The sequence below is a fragment of the Pyxidicoccus sp. M15 genome (assembly GCF_056858435.1).
This window is the reverse complement of sequence record NZ_CM166495.1, coordinates 3,420,174-3,441,546: the sequence shown is the minus strand read 5'-3', so window position 1 is coordinate 3,441,546 and position 21,373 is coordinate 3,420,174. Positions and strand designations below refer to the sequence as shown.

Annotated in this window: 1 protein-coding gene (running past one end of the window); it reads left to right on the top strand. The window is 70.5% G+C overall.

Annotated features, from left to right (window positions below; genetic code table 11):
• Nucleotides 1-21,373 carry the 3' portion of a non-ribosomal peptide synthase/polyketide synthase gene (locus tag ACX9TP_RS13265; RefSeq protein WP_482980082.1) on the top strand. Its footprint begins 17,966 nt before the window's first position, so 21,373 of the gene's 39,339 nt are visible here — the last part of the coding sequence; the start codon falls outside the window, past its left edge; it ends in the stop codon at nucleotides 21,371-21,373.

Genomic DNA, 21,373 nt, shown 5'->3' with positions numbered 1-21,373 from the left:
GTTGGGGGACGTGTCCCTGGAAGCCTGGCCGACGTCGGCGCCTCCGATGGCGGCACTGCCCCAGAGCCTCGCGTACATCGACTTCACCTCCGGCTCCACGGGCCGGCCCAAAGGTGTCGGCACTCCACAGGCCGCCGTGCTGCGCACCGTCTTCGGCAACGACTACGCGCACCTCGGCCCGGATGAGACCTTCCTCCTCATCGCGCCCGTCTCCTTCGATGCTTCTACCCTGGAGCTGTGGGGCCCGCTGCTCCATGGCGCACGGCTCGTCGTCTTCCCGCCCCACTCGCCTTCCGACTTGAAGGAACTGGAGTCGGTGTTGGTGAAGCACGGCGTGACGACGCTGCACCTCACCGCCGGCCTCTTCACCCAGGTCGTCGACCACAACTTCCTCAGCCTGCGCTCCCTTCGCCAGGTGCTGACGGGGGGTGACGTGGTGAGCGCGCCGCACGTGCACCGCGTCCTTGAAGAGCTGAACATTCCCGTCACGGCCTGCTACGGCCCCACCGAAACCACACTCTTCGCCTCCACCCACCGCATGACGGACGTGGCCCAGGTGGGCACGTCCGTGCCCATCGGCAAGCCCATCGGGAACACGCGCGTGTACCTGCTGGATGCCTCCGGCCAGCCCGTACCCGTGGGCGTCGTGGGTGAGCTGTTCATCGGCGGCGACGGCGTGGCCCGCAGCTACGTCGGCCAGCCCGCCCTCACCGCAGAGCGCTTCATCCCCGACTCCTTCTCCGATGTGCCCGGAGCCCGCCTCTACCGCACGGGAGACCTGGCCCGTTGGCGCAACGACGGCGTGTTGGAGTTCCTCGGCCGTGCGGATGCGCAGGTGAAGGTGCGTGGCTTCCGCGTCGAGTTGGCCGAGGTGGAAGCCGCCCTCCACGCCTTCACTGGCGTGGGGGAGGCCCTGGCGCTGGTGCGCGAGGACGTGCCCGGCGACAAGCGCATCATCGGCTACGTCGCCGCGCCCGAGTCACTCGACGTCACCGCGCTGCGCGCCTGGCTGAAGCAACGGCTGCCCGAGTACATGGTGCCCTCCGCCCTTGTGCGCCTGGACGCCTTCCCGCTGACGGCCAACGCCAAGGTGGACCGCAAGGCGCTGCCCGCGCCGGAGGCGGTGTCGTCCGCTCCGGACGGGGCCCACGTCGCCCCGAGGACGCCCACCGAGGAGCTGCTGGCCGGACTCTTCGCCCAGGTGCTGCGCGTGCCCCGCGTGGGCGTGTCCGACAACTTCTTCGAGATGGGTGGACACTCGCTGCTCGCGACGCAGCTCATCTCTCGCGTGCGCGCCACCTTCGGCGTGGAGCTGCCCCTGCGCGTGCTCTTCGAGGCTCCGACGCTCGAAGCGCTCGCCGCGCGTGTCGATTCCTCACGGGAGTCCTCTTCGGGGAGCCTGGCGCCCGCCATCGTCCCCGTGCCCCGCACGGGCGCACTGACCCTGTCCTTCGCGCAGCAGCGGCTGTGGCTCATCGACCAGCTCGAGCCCGGCAGCCCCGCCTACAACATGCCCGCCTTCGTGCGCATGGACGGCCTGCTCGACCTGGCGGCCCTCCAGCGCAGCTTCGATGAGCTGGTGCACCGCCACGAAGCCCTGCGCACCTCCTTCACCCAGCAGGAGGGCCAGCCCTTTCAGCTCATCGCTCCTCGCGGTGAGCTGCCTCTGAAGCTCGTGGACCTCAGTGCCCTGGAGCCCCAGGCCGCCCGCGCCGAGCTGGAGCGCCGGCTTCGCGAGGAGGCCCTGCGCCCCTTCAACCTCGCCACCGGTCCGCTGGTCCGCGCGGGGGTGCTGAAGCTGGGCCCCACCGAGCACGTGCTCGCCCTCAACATGCACCACGTCGTTTCGGACGGCTGGTCCATGGGCGTGCTGGTGCGCGAAGTCGCCGCTCTCTACGAGGCCTTCTCCCAGGGCAGGCCCTCGCCGCTGCCGCTGCTGCCCATCCAGTACGCCGACTACGCCGCCTGGCAGCGCCAGTGGCTTCAGGGCGCGGTGCTGGAGGAGCAGCTCGGCTACTGGAAGCAGCAGCTCTCCGGCCTCACCACCCTGGAGCTGCCCACCGACAAACCCCGCCCGCCCGTCCAGACCTTCAACGGCGCGGACGTGCCCATTGCGCTCTCGCTCGCCGCCTCCGAGCAGCTCAAGGCCCTCTGCCAGCAGGAGGGCGCCACGCCCTTCATGGCCCTGCTCGCCGCCTTCCAGGTGCTCCTCTCCCGCTACTCCGGCCAGCGGGACATCACCGTCGGCTCGCCCATCGCAGGACGGCAGCGTGGCGAACTGGAAGGCCTCATCGGCTTCTTCGTCAACACGCTGGTGCTGCGCACCCAGGTGGAGGACGCCACTTCCTTCACCCACCTGCTGCGGCAGGTGAAGGAGTCGGCGCTCGGTGCCTACGCCCACCAGGACGTGCCCTTCGAGCGACTGGTGGAGGAGCTCCAGTCGACGCGTGACCTGAGCCGTAGCCCACTCTTCCAGGTCATCTTCGCCCTGCATAACGCGCCCACCGCCTCGGCTCAGGGCAAGGGGCTGACGCTGCGTCCGATAGAGGTGGGCAACCCGGCCATCAAGTTCGACCTGGAGCTGGGCCTTATGGACTCCCCAGAGGGCTACCAGGGCTCGCTGGGCTACAACACCGACCTGTTCAAGCCGGCGACCATCGGCCGGATGGCGGAGCACTTCCGCACGCTCGTGGAAGCGCTCGTCGCCCGGCCCGCGGCCCCCCTCGCCTCCGTGTCCATGCTGTCCGAGGCCGAGCGCCGACAGGTGCTGGTGGAGTGGAACGCGACTTCCACCGACTACCCGCGCGCCTCTACCCTGCCCGAGGTCTTCGCGCAGGTGGTCGCTCGTCATGCCGACAAGGTCGCGGTCGAGTTCGGTGAAGAGAAGCTCACCTACCGGCAGCTCGACGCGCGCGCCAACCAGCTTGCGCACCATCTGCGCGGCCTGGGCGTGTCCACCGACTCGCGCGTGGCCATTGCCCTGGACCGCTCGCTGGAGCTGATTGTCTCCCTCCTCGCCATCCTCAAGGCCGGCGGTGCCTACGTCCCGCTGGACCCGTCCTACCCGCGTGAGCGCCTCGCCGCCATGGTGGAGGATGCCCGTCCGCGCGTGCTCATCACCTCGCGCGAGCTGCTCACGAAGCTGTCCACCGAGGGCCTGTCTCCCGTGGTGCTGGAAGACGTGTCACTGGAGGCGCAGCCGACTTCGGCGCCTCCGATGGCCGCGCTGCCCCAGAGCCTCGCGTACATCGACTTCACCTCCGGCTCCACCGGCCGCCCCAAGGGCGTTGGCACTCCGCAGGCCGCGGTGCTGCGCACCGTCTTTGGCAACGACTACGCGCACCTCGGGCCGGATGAGACCTTCCTCCTCATCGCGCCCGTCTCCTTCGACGCCTCCACCTTGGAGCTGTGGGGCCCGCTGCTCCACGGCGCACGACTCGTCGTCTTCCCACCGCACTCGCCTTCCGACTTGAAGGAACTGGAGTCGGTGCTGGTGAAGCACGGCGTCACCACGCTGCACCTCACCGCCGGCCTCTTCACCCAGGTGGTGGACCACAACTTCCCCGCCCTCCGCGGCGTGAGGCAGCTGCTCACCGGTGGTGACGTCGTCAGCGCCCCGCACGTGCGCCGTGTCCTCGAAGAGCTGAACATCCCCGTCACTGCCTGCTACGGCCCCACGGAGACCACGCTCTTCGCCTCCACCCATCGCATGACTTCCGTGGAGCACGTCGGTACGTCCGTGCCCATCGGCAGGCCCATTGGGAACACGCGCGTGTACCTGCTGGATGCCTCCGGGCAGCCCGTGCCTGTGGGCGTCGTGGGAGAGCTGGTCATCGGCGGTGACGGCGTGGCCCGGGGCTACGTCGAGCAGCCCGCCCTCACCGCCGAGCGCTTCGTCCCCGACGCCTTCTCCAGCATCCCTGGCGCCCGCCTCTACCGCACGGGAGACCTCGCCCGCTGGCGCAACGACGGCGTTCTGGACTTCCTCGGCCGCGCCGATGCCCAGGTGAAGGTGCGCGGCTACCGCATCGAGCTCGCAGAGGTTGAAGCCGCGCTGCTCGCCTTCGACAACGTCGGTCAGGCCGTGGCCCTGGTGCGTGAGGACGTGCCCGGCGACAAGCGCCTCGTCGGCTACGTCGCCGCGCCCGAGTCGCTCGACATTGCAGGGCTGCGTGCCTCTCTCAAGCAACGGCTGCCCGAGTACATGGTGCCCTCCGCCCTCGTGCGTCTGGACACCCTGCCTCTCACCGCCAACGCCAAGGTCGACCGCAAGGCCCTGCCTGCGCCCGACTCCGCGGGGATGTCACCCGCCGAGACGTACGTCGCCCCACGCACTCCCACCGAGGAGAAGCTGGCAGAGCTGTTCGCGGCCGTCCTGCGCCTGCCCCAGGTGAGCGTTACCGGGAACTTCTTCGAGCTGGGCGGCCACTCCCTGCTGGCCACGCAGGTCATCTCCCGCATCCGCTCCACTCTTGGCATCGAGTTCCCCCTGCGCGCCCTCTTCGAGGCGCCTACCGTCGCCGCCCTCGCCCAGCGCCTCAGCGCCGCGGGAGCTCTCCACCACAGGACGGCGCCGCCGCTCATCCCCGTGCCGCGCACAGGCCCGCTGCCGCTGTCCTTCGCCCAGCAGCGCCTGTGGGTCATCGACCAGCTCGAGCCGGGTGGCGCCACCTACAGCATGCCCACCTTCGTGCGCATGGAGGGCACGCTCGACGAGGACGCCCTGCGCCTCGCGCTTTCCGCGTTGGCCCACCGCCACGAAGCCCTGCGCACCACCTTCACCCAGCATGAGGGCCAGCCCTTCCAGCGCATCGCCCCTCACGGTGAGCTACCGCTGCAGCTCGTGGACCTCAGCAGCCTGGAGCCCCAGGCCGCCCGCGCCGAGCTGGAGCGACGGCTACGAGACGAAGCCCTGCGCCCCTTCAACCTCGCCACCGGCCCGCTGGTGCGCGCGCAATTGCTGAAGCTGGGCCCCACCGAGCACGTGTTCGCGCTCAACATGCACCACATCGTCTCGGACGGCTGGTCCATGGGCGTGCTGGTGCGTGAGGTCGCCGCGCTCTACGGAGCCTTCTCGCAGGGCCGGCCCTCGCCCCTGCCGCCGCTGCCCGTCCAGTACGCCGACTACGCCGTCTGGCAGCGCCAGTGGCTGCAAGGCGCCGTGCTGGAAGAGCAGCTCGGCTATTGGAAGCAGCACCTCGCCGGCGTCGCCACCCTGGAGCTGCCCACCGACAGACCCCGTCCGCCCATCCAGACCTTCAACGGCGCCTATGTACCGGTGGCCCTCTCCCGGACGGTGTCCGAGCAACTCCAGGCCCTGTGCCAGCGCGAGGGCATCACGCCCTTCATGGCACTGCTCGCACTCTGGCAGGTGCTGCTGGCCCGCTACTCCGGCCAGGACGACATCTCTGTCGGCTCCCCCATCGCCGGCCGTACTCGCGCGGAGACTGAAGGCCTCATTGGCTTCTTCCTCAACACGCTGGTGCTGCGCTCCCAGGTGGACGCGCGCGTTACCTTCCGAGAGTTGCTCGCGAAGGTGCGCGCCACCACGCTCGGCGCCTACGAGCACCAGGACGTCCCCTTCGAGAAGCTCGTCGAGGAACTGCGCCCCGAGCGCAGCCTCAGCCACTCGCCCCTCTTCCAGGTGATGCTCGTCCTGCAGAACGCTCCGACGGCCCCCCTGGAGGTGCAGCAGGGTTCCGAAGGCAGCACCCCGTTGAAGCTGGCGCCGTTCGACTCAGGCGCGCAGGCCACCAAGTTCGACCTGACGCTGTCCCTCGGAGAAACGCCGGAAGGACTGTCCGGCACGCTCAGGTACCGCACGGACCTCTTCGACCAGGGCACCATCGCCCGCATGGTGGAGCACTTCTCCACCCTGGTGCAGGCCGCCGTGTCCGCGCCGGAAACCCGCGTGGGCGAGCTGCCGCTGCTGTCCGCGGCCGAGCGCACCCTGCTGCTCGAGTCCTTCAACGCCACCGCGACGGGGCCCGCGCCCCACGTCTCCGTGCCCGCTCTCTTCGAGGCCCAGGCCGCGCTTCACCCCTCTCGGCCCGCCGTGGCGTGCGAGGGCGACGTCCTCACCTACGCGCAGCTCAATGCCCGCGCCAACCAACTCGCCTGGCACCTGCGCTCACTCGGCGTCGGCGCCGACTCCTGCGTCGCACTCTGCCTCGAGCGCGGCGTGGACATGGTGGTTGCACTGCTCGCCGTCTGGAAGGCCGGCGGCGCCTACGTCCCGCTGGACTCGGCCCAGCCCGCGCTGCGCCTCCAGTCGCTGGTGCAGGAAGTGGCCGCCCCCGTGGTGGTGACGCATGCGCGGCATGCCGCCTCCTTCTCCGCCCTGCCCGTCGCCGTGGTGCGCCTGGACGAGGACGCCTCCCTGCTGGAGCGGCTGAGCACCGAAGCGCCCTCCTGCGCGCCCCACCCGGAGCACCTCGCCTACGTCCTCTTCACCTCCGGCAGCACTGGCAGGCCCAAGGGTGTCGCCGTCGCCCATGGCCACCTGCTCACCTACGTCCACTCCGTCACCGAAAGACTCGGCCTCGCTGACTGCTCCAGCTTCGCCCTCGTCTCCACCTTCGCCGCGGACCTGGGCAACACCGTCCTCTTCCCCGCCCTGTGCACCGGCGGCCTCCTGCACGTCCTCACCCAGGAGCGTGTCGGCAGTCCCTCCGCCGTCGCCGAGTACTTCGCGCGTCACCCCATCGACTGCGTCAAAATCGTTCCCTCCCACCTGGCCGCGCTGCTGACGGCGGCGGAGCCCCACCTCGTGCTGCCTCGCAAGCGCCTGGTGCTGGGCGGTGAGTCCTCCACACCCGCTCTGCTCCAGACCGTGCGCACGCTGGCCCCCGGGTGCGAAATCCACAACCACTACGGCCCCACCGAGACGACCGTCGGCGTCCTCGCCGGCCGGCTGCATGGGCCCGGCGCCGCGCCGGCTCCAGGTGCCTTGCAGGCCGAAGGAGCGGCTCCGCTCTCCGGCAATGTCTCTGCGTCGACCTCGAGCGACGCAGCCACCTCGGCGCCGCTGGGCCGGCCCCTGGCCCACACGCGCCTGTATGTCCTGGACGAGGCCCTTCAACCCGTACCCCTCGGCGTGCCCGGAGAGCTGTACGTCGGCGGCGCCCAGGTGACTCGCGGCTACCTGCACCGGCCTGAGTTGACTGCCGAGCGCTACCTCCCCGACGCCTTCTCTCCCCTCCCCGGCGCTCGCATGTACCGCACCGGAGACCGCGTGCGCTGGCTGGCTGACGGCCGCGTCGACTTCCTCGGTCGCGCCGACTTCCAGGTGAAGGTGCGTGGCTTCCGCGTCGAGCCCGCCGAAGTCGCCTCCGTCCTGCGCGAGCACCCCTCCGTCCACGAAGCCCTCGTCGTCGCTCGCGAGGACGTGCCCGGTGACAAGCGCCTGGTCGCCTACGTCACTCCCGCTTCCGGCCCTCGCCCCGAGGCAGAGCTCCTGCGCTCCTTCCTCCAGCAGCGCCTGCCCGCGTACATGGTGCCCTCCGCCTTCGTCGTCCTGGAGGCCCTCCCTCTCACTCCCAACGGCAAGGTGGACCGCAAGGCCCTCCCCGCTCCGGATGCCTCCGCGCCGCGGGACAGCTACCTCGCCCCTCGCTCCCCAGTCGAAGAGCAGCTCGCCTCCCTCTGGGCCGAAGTCCTCCGCCTGCCTCGCGTGGGTGCCACCGACAACTTCTTCGAGCTGGGCGGCCACTCCCTGCTGGCCACGCAGCTCGTCTCCCGCATCCGCGCCTCCTTCGGCGTGGAGCTGCCCCTGCGCGCCCTCTTCGAAGCCCCGACTCTGGAGGCACTCGCCACGCGCATCGAGTCCGTCCGCCTCACGGGTCTTCCCAGCCAGGCCCCCGGCCTCGTCGCCCTGTCGCGCGAGGGCGCACTGCCCGTCTCCTTCGCACAGCAGCGGCTGTGGCTCATCGACCAACTGGAGCCCGGCAGCCCCGCCTACAACATGCCCACCTTCGTGCGCATGGACGGCCTGCTCGACCTGGCGGCCCTCCAGCGCAGCTTCGACGAGTTGGTGCATCGCCACGAGGCCCTGCGCACCACGTTCACCCAGCAGGAGGGCCAGCCCTTCCAGCTCATCGCCCCTCGCGGTGAGTTGCCTCTGCAGCTCGTGGACCTCAGTGCCCTGGAGCCCCAGGCCGCCCGCGCCGAGCTGGAGCGCCGGCTGCGCGAGGAGGCCCTGCGCCCCTTCAACCTCGCCACCGGTCCGCTGGTGCGCGCGGGGGTGCTGAAGCTGGGCCCCACCGAGCACGTGCTCGCCCTCAACATGCACCACGTCGTCTCGGACGGCTGGTCCATGGGCGTGCTGGTGCGCGAAGTCGCCGCCCTCTACGAGGCCTTCTCGCAAGGCAGGCCCTCGCCCCTGCCGCCGCTGCCCATCCAGTACGCCGACTACGCCGCCTGGCAGCGTCAGTGGCTTCAGGGCGAGGTGCTGGAGGCGCAACTCAACTACTGGAAGCAGCAGCTCTCCGGCCTCACCACGCTGGAGCTGCCCACCGACAAACCCCGCCCTCCCGTCCAGACGTTCAACGGCGCGGATGTGCCCATTGCGCTCTCGCTCGCCGCCTCCGAGCAGCTCAAGGCCCTCTGTCAGCAGGAGGGCGCCACGCCCTTCATGGCCCTGCTCGCCGCCTTCCAGGTGCTCCTCTCCCGCTACTCCGGCCAGCGGGACATCACCGTCGGCTCGCCCATCGCAGGACGTCAGCGTGGCGAGCTGGAAGGCCTCATCGGCTTCTTCGTCAACACGCTGGTCCTGCGCACCCAGGTGGAGGACGCCACTTCCTTCACCCACCTGCTGCGGCAGGTGAAGGAGTCGGCGCTCGGTGCCTATGCCCACCAGGACGTCCCCTTCGAGCGACTGGTGGAGGAGCTTCAGGCCACGCGTGACCTGAGCCGCAGCCCGCTCTTCCAGGTCATCTTCTCCTTGCGGAACACGCCCACGGCATCCGCCCAGGGCAAGGGGCTGGCGCTGCGCCCGCTGGAAGTCGACAACCCCTCCATCAAGTTCGAGCTGCAGCTCCACCTGTCGGAGACCCCGGGCGGCTACCAGGGGGCTCTGGGCTACAACACCGATCTCTTCGAGCCGGCAACCATCGGTCGGATGGCGGAGCACTTCCGCACGCTCGTGGAAGCGCTCGTCGCCCGGCCCGAGGCACCTCTGGCCTCCGTCTCCATGCTGTCCCCGGTGGAGCGCCAGCAGGTGCTTCGAGACTGGAGCACCACCACTTCCGACTACCCGCGTGAAGCCACGCTGCCCGAGGTCTTCGCGCAGGCCGTGGCTCGCTACCCGGACCATGTCGCCGTGGAGTTCGAAGACTCGCGTCTCACCTACCGCCAGCTCGATGAGCGCTCCAACCAGCTCGCGCACCACCTGCGCGGATTGGGCGTGGGTGCCGACTCTCGCGTCGCGCTCGCCGTCGAGCGCTCGCTGGAGCTCGTCGTTTCGCTGGTGGCCATCCTCAAGGCCGGCGGCGCCTACGTGCCGCTGGACCCGTCCTACCCGCGTGAGCGCCTGGCCGGCATGGTGGAGGACGCGGCACCTCAGACACTCGTCACCACGCGCGCCTTCCTCTCCAAGCTGCCCGTGGAAGGCCTCTCCACCGTCGTGCTGGACGACGCCGCCCTCTCTTCCGAGCCAACGCATGCGCCGACTTCCGTCGCCCTGCCCGACTCGCTCGCCTACGTCGACTTCACCTCCGGCTCCACCGGCCGCCCCAAGGGCGTGGGCTCCACCCACCGCGGCGTGCTGCGCACCCTCCTCGGCGTCGACTACACCCGCTTCGGGCCCGACGAAGTCCTCCTCCAGTTCGCCCCCATCTCCTTCGACGCCTCCACCTTCGAAATCTGGGGCGCGCTGCTGCACGGCTCGCGCCTGGTGGTGATGCCTCCACAGGCCGCGTCCCTGGAGGAATTGGGCCGCGTCATCCAGTCCTCGGGCGTCACCACGCTGTGGGCCACCATTGGCCTGTTCACCCAAATGGTGGACAACCCTCCGCCAGGGCTGAGCACGGTGAAGCACGTCATGACGGGCGGCGACGTCGTGTCGCCCACCCATGTGCGCCGCGCAGTGGAAGGGCTGCGCATCCCCGTCACTGCCCTGTACGGCCCCACCGAGACGACGGTGTTCGCCACGTCCTACCCGGTGACTCGCGCCGAGCAGGTGGGCACCACCGTGCCCATCGGCCGGCCCATCGGCAGCACGCGCCTGTACGTCCTGGATGCTCACGGCCAGCCGGTGCCCGTGGGTGTCGTCGGTGAGCTCTACATCGGTGGCGACGGCCTCGCGCGAGGCTACCTGGGCCAGCCCGCCCTCACCGCCGAGCGCTTCGTCCCTGACACCTTCTCCGGCGTCCCCGGCGCCCGCCTCTACCGCACCGGAGACCTGGTGCGCTGGCTTGCCGGCGGCGTGCTGGACTTCGTCGGACGTGCCGACGCGCAGGTGAAGCTGCGCGGCTTCCGCATCGAGCTGGGGGAAGTCGAAGCGGCCCTGCTTGCCTTCGCCGACGTGGCCCAGGCCGTGGCCCTGGTGCGTGAGGACGTCCCCGGCGATAAGCGCCTCGTCGGCTATGTCGCCGCTCCCGAGTCCCTCGACATGGCCGCGCTGCGCGCCTCACTCAAGCAGCGGCTGCCCGAATACATGGTGCCCTCCGCCCTCGTGCGCCTGGACGCCCTGCCCCTCACCGCCAACGCCAAGGTCGACCGCAAGGCCCTTCCTCCTCCGGACGCCTCGCTGACCACTTCAGAGGACTTCGTCGCCCCGCGCACACCTACCGAGGAGACGCTGGCGGAGATGTTCGCGGATGTCCTGCGACTCCCGCAGGTGAGCATCACCGGCAACTTCTTCGAGCTGGGCGGCCACTCCCTGCTGGCCACGCAGGTCATCTCGCGCATCCGCTCCGGGCTCGCCGTGGAGTTGCCCCTGCGCGCCCTCTTCGAGGCGCCCACCGTCGCCGCCCTCGCCGAGCGCATCGAGTCCAGCCGACTGAAGGGGCAGCAGAGCCAGGCGCCCGAGCTCGTCGCCCTGTCGATGTCGCGCGAGGGCGCGCTGCCCGTGTCCTTCGCACAGCAGCGCCTGTGGTTCATCGACCAGCTCCAGCCCGGCAGCCCCGCCTACAACATGCCCACCTTCGTGCGCATGGACGGCCTGCTCGACCTGGCAGCCCTCCAGCGTAGCTTCGACGAGCTGGTGCACCGCCACGAAGCCCTGCGCACCTCCTTCACCCAGCAGGAGGGCCAACCCTTCCAGCTCATCGCTCCTCGCGGTGAGCTACCGCTGCAGTTCGTGGACCTCAGTGCCCTGGAGCCCCAGGCCGCTCGCGCCGAGCTGGAGCGACGCCTGCGCGAGGAGGCCCTGCGCCCCTTCAACCTCGCCACCGGTCCGCTGGTCCGCGCGGGGTTGCTGAAGCTGGGCCCCTCCGAGCATGTGCTCGCCCTCAACATGCACCACGTCGTCTCGGACGGCTGGTCCATGGGCGTGCTGGTGCGCGAAGTCGCCGCCCTCTACGAGGCCTTCTCGCAAGGCAGGCCCTCGCCCCTGCCGCCGCTGCCCATCCAGTACGCCGACTACGCCGCCTGGCAGCGTCAGTGGCTTCAGGGCGAGGTGCTGGAGGCGCAACTCAACTACTGGAAGCAGCAGCTCTCCGGCCTCACCACGCTGGAGCTGCCCACCGACAAACCCCGCCCTCCCGTCCAGACGTTCAACGGCGCGGATGTGCCCATTGCGCTCTCGCTCGCCGCCTCCGAGCAGCTCAAGGCCCTCTGTCAGCAGGAGGGCGCCACGCCCTTCATGGCCCTGCTCGCCGCCTTCCAGGTGCTCCTCTCCCGCTACTCCGGCCAGCGGGACATCACCGTCGGCTCGCCCATCGCAGGACGTCAGCGTGGCGAGCTGGAAGGCCTCATCGGCTTCTTCGTCAACACGCTGGTGCTGCGCACCCAGGTCGAGGACGCCACTTCCTTTACCCACCTGCTGCGGCAGGTGAAGGAGTCGGCGCTCGGTGCCTATGCCCACCAGGACGTGCCCTTCGAGCGACTGGTGGAGGAGCTTCAGGCCACGCGTGACGTGAGTCGCAGCCCGCTCTTCCAGGTTCTCTTCTCCCTACAGAACACGCCCGCGGCGGCAGCGCAGGGCAAGGGGCTGGTGCTGAGCGCTGTGGAGCGGAACAACCCCACCATCAAGTACGAGCTCCAGGTCACCCTGTCGGAGTCCCCGAGCGGCTACCAGGGGGTGCTGGGCTACAACACCGACCTCTTCCAGCACGCCACCGCGCTGCGCATGGCCAGCCACTTCCAGGTGCTGGTGGAGGCCCTCGCGGCCCGACCCGAGGCGCCCCTCGCGTCTGCCTCCCTCCTATCCTCGGCGGAGCGCCAGCAGGTGCTGGTGGAGTGGAACGACACCGCTTCCGCCTACCCGCGCGAGGCCACGCTCCCTGACGTCTTCGCCCAGGTGGTGGACCGCTTCCCGGACCACGTGGCGGTGGAGTTCGACTCCGCGCACCTCACATACCAGCAGCTCGATGAGCGCTCCAACCAGCTCGCGCACCACCTGCGCCGCCTCGGCGTGGGGGCCGACTCCCGCGTCGCGCTCGCCATCGAGCGCTCGCTGGAGCTGATTGTCTCCCTCGTCGCCATCCTCAAGGCCGGTGGCGCCTACGTGCCGCTGGACCCGTCCTACCCACGCGAGCGGTTGGCCGGCATGGTGGAGGACACCGCTCCCCAGGCACTCGTCACCACGCGCGCATTCCTCTCCAAGCTGCCCGTGGAAGGCCTCTCCACTGTCGTGCTGGAGGACGCCGCCCTCGCTTCCGAGCCGACGCATGCGCCGACGTCAGCGGCCCTGCCCGACTCGCTCGCCTACGTCGACTTCACCTCCGGCTCCACCGGCCGCCCCAAGGGCGTCGGCACCACCCACCGCAACGTGCTGCGCACGCTGCTGGGCGCAAACTTCGCCCATTTCGGCCCCAAAGAGACGCTGCTGCAACTGGCTCCCATCTCCTTCGATGCCTCCACCCTCGAAATCTGGGGTGCGTTGCTGCACGGCGCCCGCCTCGTGGTCATGCCTCCCCAGCCGCCTTCCCTGGAGGAGCTGGGCCAGGTGCTCCGGGACTCCAAGGTGACGACGCTCTGGTTGACGGCCGGCCTCTTCACCCAGGTGGTGGAGTCCCACCTCCAAGCGCTGAGCCCGGTGAACCAACTCCTCTCCGGTGGCGACGTGGTGCCTCCCGCGCACGCGCGCCGCGTGCTCGAGGAGCTGGGCATCTCCCTCACCAACGGCTACGGCCCCACCGAGACCACCGTCTTCGCCGCCTGCTTCCGCATGACGGAGCCAGCACAGGTGGGGACTTCCGTGCCCATCGGTCGGCCCATCGGCAGCACGCAGCTGTACGTGCTCGATGCTCACGGCCAGCCCGTTCCCCCGGGAATCACCGGGGAGCTGTTCATCGGCGGAGACGGACTGGCCCGTGGCTACATCGGCCAGCCCGCCCTCACCGCCGAGCGCTTCATCCCCGACGCCTTCACCGGCGTGCCGGGTGCCCGCCTCTACCGCACCGGAGACCTGGTGCGCTGGCGCGGTGACGGCGTGCTGGACTTCGTCGGCCGCGCGGACGCCCAGGTGAAGCTGCGCGGCTACCGCATCGAGCTGGCCGAAGTCGAAGCGGCCCTGCTCGCCTTCCCGGACGTGGCCCAGGCCGTGGCGCTGGTGCGCCAGGACGTGCCGGGCGACAAGCGCCTCGTCGGCTACGTCGCCGCGCCCGAGTCCCTCGACATGGCCGCGCTGCGCGCCTCACTCAAGCAGCGGCTGCCCGAATACATGGTGCCCTCCGCGCTGGTGCGCCTGTACACCCTGCCGCTCACCTCCAACGCCAAGGTCGACCGCAAGGCCCTCCCCCCTCCGGATGCAACGCTGACCACCACCGAGGATTTCGTCGCGCCGCGCAACGACCTCGAGGAGACGCTGGCGAAGGCGTTCGCGACCGTCCTGGGCCTCCCGCAGGTGAGCATCACCGGCAACTTCTTCGAGCTGGGCGGCCACTCCCTGCTGGCCACGCAGGTCATCTCGCGCATCCGCTCCGAGCTCGCCGTGGAGTTGCCCCTGCGTGCCCTCTTCGAGGCGTCCACCGTCGCCGCCCTCGCCGAGCACATCGAGACCACACGCTCGACGGGTGGCGCGCCCCAGGCGCCCGCACTCCTGCGCAGGGCTGCCTCTTCCAACGCGCTGCCGCTCTCCTTCGCTCAGCAGCGCCTGTGGTTCATCGACCAGCTCCAGCCTGGCAGCCCCGCCTACAACATGCCCTCGCCGGTGCGCCTCACCGGCACGCTGGACACCACGGCCCTGGAGCGCAGCCTTGGCGCACTCGTCGAGCGTCACGAGTCACTGCGCACCACCTTCGCCTCCAGCAATGGCGAGCCCGTGCAGGTCATCCACCCCGTCTCGGACTTCCGACTCCCCCTGGTGGACCTGGGCGCACTGCCCACCGACGAGCGCGAGGCCGAGGCCCGGCGACTGGCCACCGAGGACGGCGTCCGCCCGTTCGACCTCTCCCAGGGGCCGCTGTTCCGCGCTTCGCTACTGAGACTCGCGCCCGATGAGCACGTGCTGCTCCTCAACCTGCACCACATCATCTCCGACGGCTGGTCTCTCAGCGTGCTCGTGCGCGAGCTGGGCGCCCTGTACGAGGCCTACGCCTCGGGCCGGACGCCGTGCCTCGCGCCACTGCCGACGCAGTACGCCGACTACGCGCTGTGGCAGCGGAGCTGGCTGAGCGGCGAGGTGCTTGAGACGCAGCTCGGCTACTGGAAGAAGCAGCTCGGAGGCGCACCGCGGGCACTGGAGCTGCCCACCGACAGGCCCCGCCCTCCCGTCCAGACGTTCCACGGCGCGACGCACCCCTTCGCGCTTCCCGCGGAGCTGGGGCAGCAACTGGAGGCGCTCGCCCTCCAGCGCCACTCCACCCTCTTCATGGTGCTGCTCGCCGGCTGGCAGACGCTGCTCTCCCGCTACTCGGGACAGGATGTCGTCGTCGTGGGCTCGCCCATCGCCGGTCGCAACCGCACGGAGACGGAGGGCCTCATCGGCTTCTTCGTCAACTCGCTCGCCCTGCGCGCCCGAGTGCTCGACGAGGACACCTTCGCGTCCCTGCTGGGACGGGTGCGTGAGTCCACGCTGGGCGCGTACGCCCACCAGGAAGTGCCCTTCGAGAAGCTGGTGGAGGTGCTCCAGCCCGAGCGCGACCTGAGCCGCTCGCCGCTCTTCCAGGTCATGTTCTCGCTGCAGAACCTGCCCGACTCCTCCATCTCCCTGCCGGGCCTGAAGCTCTCCACCGTGGAGACTCCCGCCAACATCTCCAAGTTCGAGCTGACGCTGACGATGACGCCGAGCCCTCAGGGGCTGTACGGCTCGCTGAGCTACAACACCGACCTGTTCGACGCCTCCACCATCGCGCGCATGGCGGGCCACCTGCACACCCTGCTGGAGGCCATCGCCGCCAACCCGCGCCAGCGCCTGTCCGACGTGCAGCTGATGCGCGAGGACGAGCGCCGTCAGGTCATCGAGCAGTGGAACGACACGGCCGCCCCCTTCGCGGACGGCGCACTCTTCCACGAGATGTTCGAAGCCCAGGTGCAGCGCACACCCGACGCCACGGCCCTCCGCTTCGGCGAGCGCACGATGAGCTACCGGGAGCTGGACGCACGGGCCAATCAGCTCGCCCATGAGCTGCGCGCCCGGGGCGTGCGCTCCGATACTCGGGTGGCGCTGTGCCTGGAGCGTTCGTTCGACGTGGTGGTGGGGCTGCTCGGCGTGCTCAAGGCCGGCGGCGCCTACGTGCCCATGGACCCCGCCTACCCCCGCGAGCGCCTGGACTTCATGCTCCAGGACTGCGGCGCGTCAGTGCTCCTCACCCACTCGCACCTGCGCGAAACGCTGCCCTCCTTCTCCGGCGAAGTGCTCGCGCTCGATGCCGTCGAGTCCATCCTCTCGCGGCACCCCGTCACCGCGCCGGCGCGCGTCGGCACGACGGACAACCTCGCGTACGTCATCTACACCTCGGGCAGCACCGGCCGCCCCAAGGGCGTCATGGTGAGCCACCGCGGCGTGCCCAACCTCGCGGCGCACATGGCGCGCGCCACGGGCCTGTGTGCTGGCCAGCGCGTGCTCCAGTTCGCCTCCTCCAGCTTCGACGCCGCCGTGTACGAAGTGACGCTGGCCCTGTTCCACGGCGCCACCCTGGTAATCGCCTCGCGCGAGGACCTGATGCCCGGCCAGCCGCTGATGGACCTGCTGCGCGGTCAGTCCATCGACCAGGTGCTGCTGCCGCCCTCCGTCCTGGCGCTGCTGCCCACCGAGGGATTGGAAACGCTGGGCACCATCATCTCGGGCGGTGAGGCCTGCACGGCCGAGCTGGTGGAGAAGTGGGCGCCTGGCCGGCAGTTCTTCAATGCGTACGGCCCCACCGAGGGCACCGTCATCGCCAACCTGCACCTCTGCGTCCCGGACGGACAGCGTCCGCCCCTGGGGCGGAGCCTCGCCAACACGCGGCAATACGTCCTGGACCGGCGCCTGCGCCCGGTGCCCATCGGCGTTGCCGGCGAGCTGTGCATCGGCGGCGTGGGCCTGGCTCGCGGCTACCTCAACCGGCCGGAGCTGACGGCCGAGAAGTTCATTCCGGACCCGTTCGCCACCGAGCCCGGTGCGCGCCTCTACCGCACGGGAGACCTCGTGCGTTGGCGGGCGGACGGCACGCTGGACTACGTCGGCCGCATCGACTTCCAGGTGAAGCTGCGCGGCTTCCGGATTGAATTGGGCGAAATCGAAGCCGTGCTGGCCTCGCACACTGGAGTGCGGCAGGCGCTGGTGCTGGTGCGCGAGGACCGCCCCGGCGACAAGCGCCTGGTGGCGTATGCAGTCCCTGCTCCCGGCGTTTCGCTGGACGCGGAGTCGCTGCGGGCCACCGCGAAGCAGCGGCTGCCCGAGCACATGGTGCCCTCCGCCTTCGTCGTGCTGGAAGCGCTGCCACTGACGCCCAACGGCAAGGTGGACCGCAAGGCCCTGCCCGTGCCCGAGGCTCAGGCCTCCACGGTGGAGCACGTCGCCCCGCGCACGCCCACCGAGGAGCTGCTCGCGGGCCTGTGGGCCCAGGTGCTGGGCCTGGAGCGTGTGGGCGCGGAGGCGCAGTTCTTCGAGCTGGGTGGCCACTCGCTGCTGGCCACGCAGGTCATCTCTCGCATCCGCTCCACCTTCGGCGTGGAGCTGCCCTTGCGTGCCCTCTTCGAGGCGCCCACCGTCGCCGCGCTCGCGAGGCGGGTGGACGCGGCGGTGCACTCGCGCTCAACCCAAGCTCCGCCCCTGCTGCCCGTGCCGCGCACCGGGGAGCTGCCGCTGTCCTTCGCCCAGCAGCGGCTGTGGTTCATCGACCAGCTCCAGCCCGGCGGCTCCGCGTACAACATCCCCACCGCGCTGCGCATGCGCGGGCCGCTGGACGTGGGCGCGCTGGAGAAGGCCTTCGTTTCGCTCGCCGAGCGCCACGAGGCGCTGCGCACCACCTTCGGCGTCCATGACGGCGAGCCCGTCCAGGTCATCCACCCCGTGCCGCACTTCCCTCTGCCCGTGGTGGACCTGAGCGAATTGCCCGCAGCGGAGTGCGAGGCCGAGGCCCGCCGCCTGGCAGCCCAGGAGGCCCAGCGTCCCTTCGACCTGGCGCGAGGGCCCGTCTTCCGCGCCCTGCTGCTGCGCCTGGGCGCGCGGGACCACGTCCTCATCGGAACGATGCACCACATCGTCTCCGACGGCTGGTCCATGGGAGTGCTGGTGCGCGAGCTGACCCAGCTCTACTCGGCGCACTCCAGCGGCCGTGAGGCGCGTCTGCCCGCCCTGCCGGTGCAGTACGCGGACTTCGCCGCGTGGCAGCGCTCGTGGCTGCGGGGCGAGGCACTGGAGAAGCAGCTGGGGTACTGGCGCGCGCAGCTCTCCGGTGCGGCGCCCGTGCTGGAGCTGCCCACCGACAAGCCTCGGCCCGCCGTCCAGTCCCACCGTGGCGCATTGCAGCCCGTGCAGCTCCCCGCGCACGTGAGTGAGGCGCTCCTGGCCCTGTGCCAGCGCGAGGGCACCACGCCCTTCATGGCGCTGCTCGCACTCTGGCAGGTGCTGCTGGCGCGCTACTCCGGCCAGGACGACATCTCCGTCGGCTCTCCCATCGCCGGCCGTACCCGCGCGGAGACGGAAGGGCTCATCGGCTTCTTCGTCAACACGCTGGTGCTGCGCACCCTGGTGGACCCGCGCGCCACCTTCCGCGAGCTGCTCGCCCTCGTGCGCGCCACCACGCTTGGCGCCTACGAGCACCAGGACGTGCCCTTCGAGAAGCTCGTCGAGGAACTGCGGCCTCAGCGCAGCTTGAGCCACTCGCCTCTCTTCCAGGTGATGCTCGTCCTGCAGAACGCTCCGACGGCCACCCTGGAGGTGAAGGGCGGCGCGCGGGACAGCGCCCCACTGAGCGTGGAGTCCTTCGAGTCCGGCACGCAGGCGACCAAGTTCGACCTGACGCTCTCGCTGACCCAGCGGCGCGAGGGCTTCGGGGGCGCGCTGAGCTACCGCACGGACCTGTTCGAGCAGAGCACCATCTCCCGCCTGGTGGAGTACTTCTCCACGATGGTGGAAGCCGCCGTGTCCGCGCCTGAGACGCGCGTGGGGGAGCTGCCCCTGCTGCCCGCGTCCGAGCGTCAGCAGGTGTTGGTGCGCTGGAACGACACGCGCCAGGAGGCCAGCTGGGACGGCGCGCTGCACGAGCGCTTCGAGGTGCAGGCGGCTCGTACGCCTGACGCCGTCGCGGTGCTCGATGACTCCGCTTCGCTGTCCTTCGCGCAGGTCAACCGCCGCGCCAATCAGCTGGCGCATGTCCTGCGCCAGCGCGGTGTCGGCCCCGAGGTGCGCGTCGCCCTCTGCATGGAGCGCGGCGTCGACATGGTGGTCGCCGTCCTCGCCATCCTCAAGGCTGGCGGCGCCTACGTCCCCATGGACCCCGCCTATCCCCGCGAGCGCTTGGCCTTCATGCTCCAGGACTGCGGTGCACGGCTCGCCCTCACCCAGCGCCACCTGTCCGAGCGCATGGAGGGCTCCGGCGTGGAGCCCCTCTACATGGACGACTCGGCCACCACGCAGGCGCTCGCTCGCGAGTCCGAGGCCAACCCGCCTCGCCTCACCTCGCCCGAGCATCTCGCCTACGTCATCTACACCTCCGGCTCCACCGGCCGCCCCAAGGGCGTCATGGTTCAGCACGCTTCCGTGATGAACCTGCGCTCAGCCCTGGCTTCGGCTGTGTATGCCGGAGCCGAAGGCGCGCTGCGCGTCAGCCTCAACGCGCCTCTCGCCTTCGACGCCTCGGTGAAGCAACTCATCCAGGTGGCCGACGGCCATGCCCTCTGCGTCGTTCCCCAGGCCGCTCGCGAGGACGTCGCCCTGCTCAAGGCGTGGGTGGAGAAGCACCAGCTCGACGTCCTCGACTGCTCTCCTTCTCACCTGCGCCTGCTGCTGGAAGAGGGACTGGCCTCTTCGCGCCCCTTGCGCGTGCTGGTGGGCGGCGAAGCCGTGGACGAAGCCCTCTGGGCGAAGCTGGCGGCCCACCCCTTCATCCACTGCTTCAACGTCTACGGCCCCACCGAGTGCACCGTCGACACCACCGCCCGCTCCATTCGCGGCGCCTCCCGTCCCACCCTCGGCGGCCCCCTCGCCAACGTGCAGGTCTACGTCCTCGACGAGCGCATGCAGCCGGTGCCCACCGGCGTCCCCGGTGAGCTCTTCATCGGCGGTGCGGGCGTCGCTCGCGGCTACCTCGGCAGGCCCGAGCTCTCCGCCGAGAAGTTCATCCCGGACCCGTTCGGCACCACTGCCGGCGGCCGCCTCTACCGCACCGGAGACAAGGTGCGCTGGCTGGCCAATGGCGAGCTGGACTACCTGGGCCGCATCGACTTCCAGGTGAAGCTGCGCGGCTTCCGCATTGAGCTGGGCGAAATCGAAGCCGCCCTGGAGCAGGAGGCCGCCGTCAGCCGCGCCGTGGTGCTCGCGCGTGAGGACATCCCTGGCAACGCACGCCTCGTCGCCTACCTCGTCACGCCCGAAGGCCGCACCCTCGACACGGCCGCGCTGCGCTCCTCTCTGCTGCGCTCGCTGCCCGAGTACATGGTGCCTTCCGCCTTCGTCTTCCTGGAGGCACTGCCCCTCAACACCCACGGAAAGGTCGACCGCAAGGCGCTGCCCGCTCCGGACGCTTCCGCCACGGGCGCCGCCTACGTCGCCCCGCGCACCCCCACCGAGGAGGCCGTCGCCGCCGTCTGGGCCGAAGTGCTCCACCTGGAGAAGGTCGGCGCCACCGACGACTTCTTCGCCCTCGGCGGCCACTCCCTCCTCGCCGTGCGCCTCATGGCACGACTCCGCGAGCGCACCGGAGTCGCACTCCCTGTCTCGGCCCTCTTCCAGGGCTCCACCGTCGAGCGCCTCGCCCTGCGGCTGGCGCAGCGCGACGACGCCCCCCGCTCCACCTCCAACCTCTCCCGTCTGGATGGGGGCACCGCCACCGGTAGGCCCCTCTTCTTCGTCCACGGCGGCGGCGGCAGCGTGCTGGGCTACACCGAGCTCGTCCGCCACCTGGGCACCGACAGGCCCCTCTATGGCCTGTCCGCCTCTGGCCTCGACGGGGGCGAGCTGCCCCCTGCCTCCGTTGAAGCCCTCGCCCGCGACTACCTCACCCAAGTCCGCGCCGTGCAGCCTCAGGGGCCCTACCTCCTCGGAGGCTGGTCCTTCGGTGGACTCGTCGCCTACGAGATGGCCCGGCTCCTCCAGGCCGCGGGGGAGAGCGTGGAGCTGCTAGCCCTGCTCGACAGCCACGCTCCCGAGACGCAGCCCCGGCCCGAGCCGGACGCCCTCATGCAGCTGGCCGGCTTCGGCCGGGTGCTCGGGCTGCCCTGGCAGTCACTGCCTCTGGACGTGGAGCACCTGCGGCGGCTGGACGTGCGCGGCGCGCTGGCCTACGTGCTGGAGCTGGCCCGACGCTCTCCCTCGGGCGGACTCGACCTGGACGTCGACGCGGCCGAGCGTCTGTTCCGCGTGTATCAGCGGCTCAGCCACGCCCAGCGAAACTACGTGCCCGCGGGGGCCTACATGGGCCCGGCCCTCCTCCTCCGGGCCGCCACGCCCCCGAGTGGGTCGCCTCGCGCCGAGGACCTGGGCTGGGGCGCGTGGCTCCCAGACGCACTCACCGTGCACGAGGTCCCCGGTGACCACTTCACCTTGCTGACCGCACCCCACGTCACTTCCGTGGTGGAGCGGCTGGCCCACCACCTGCGACTGCTCGCGCAAGGCGCCGCATGA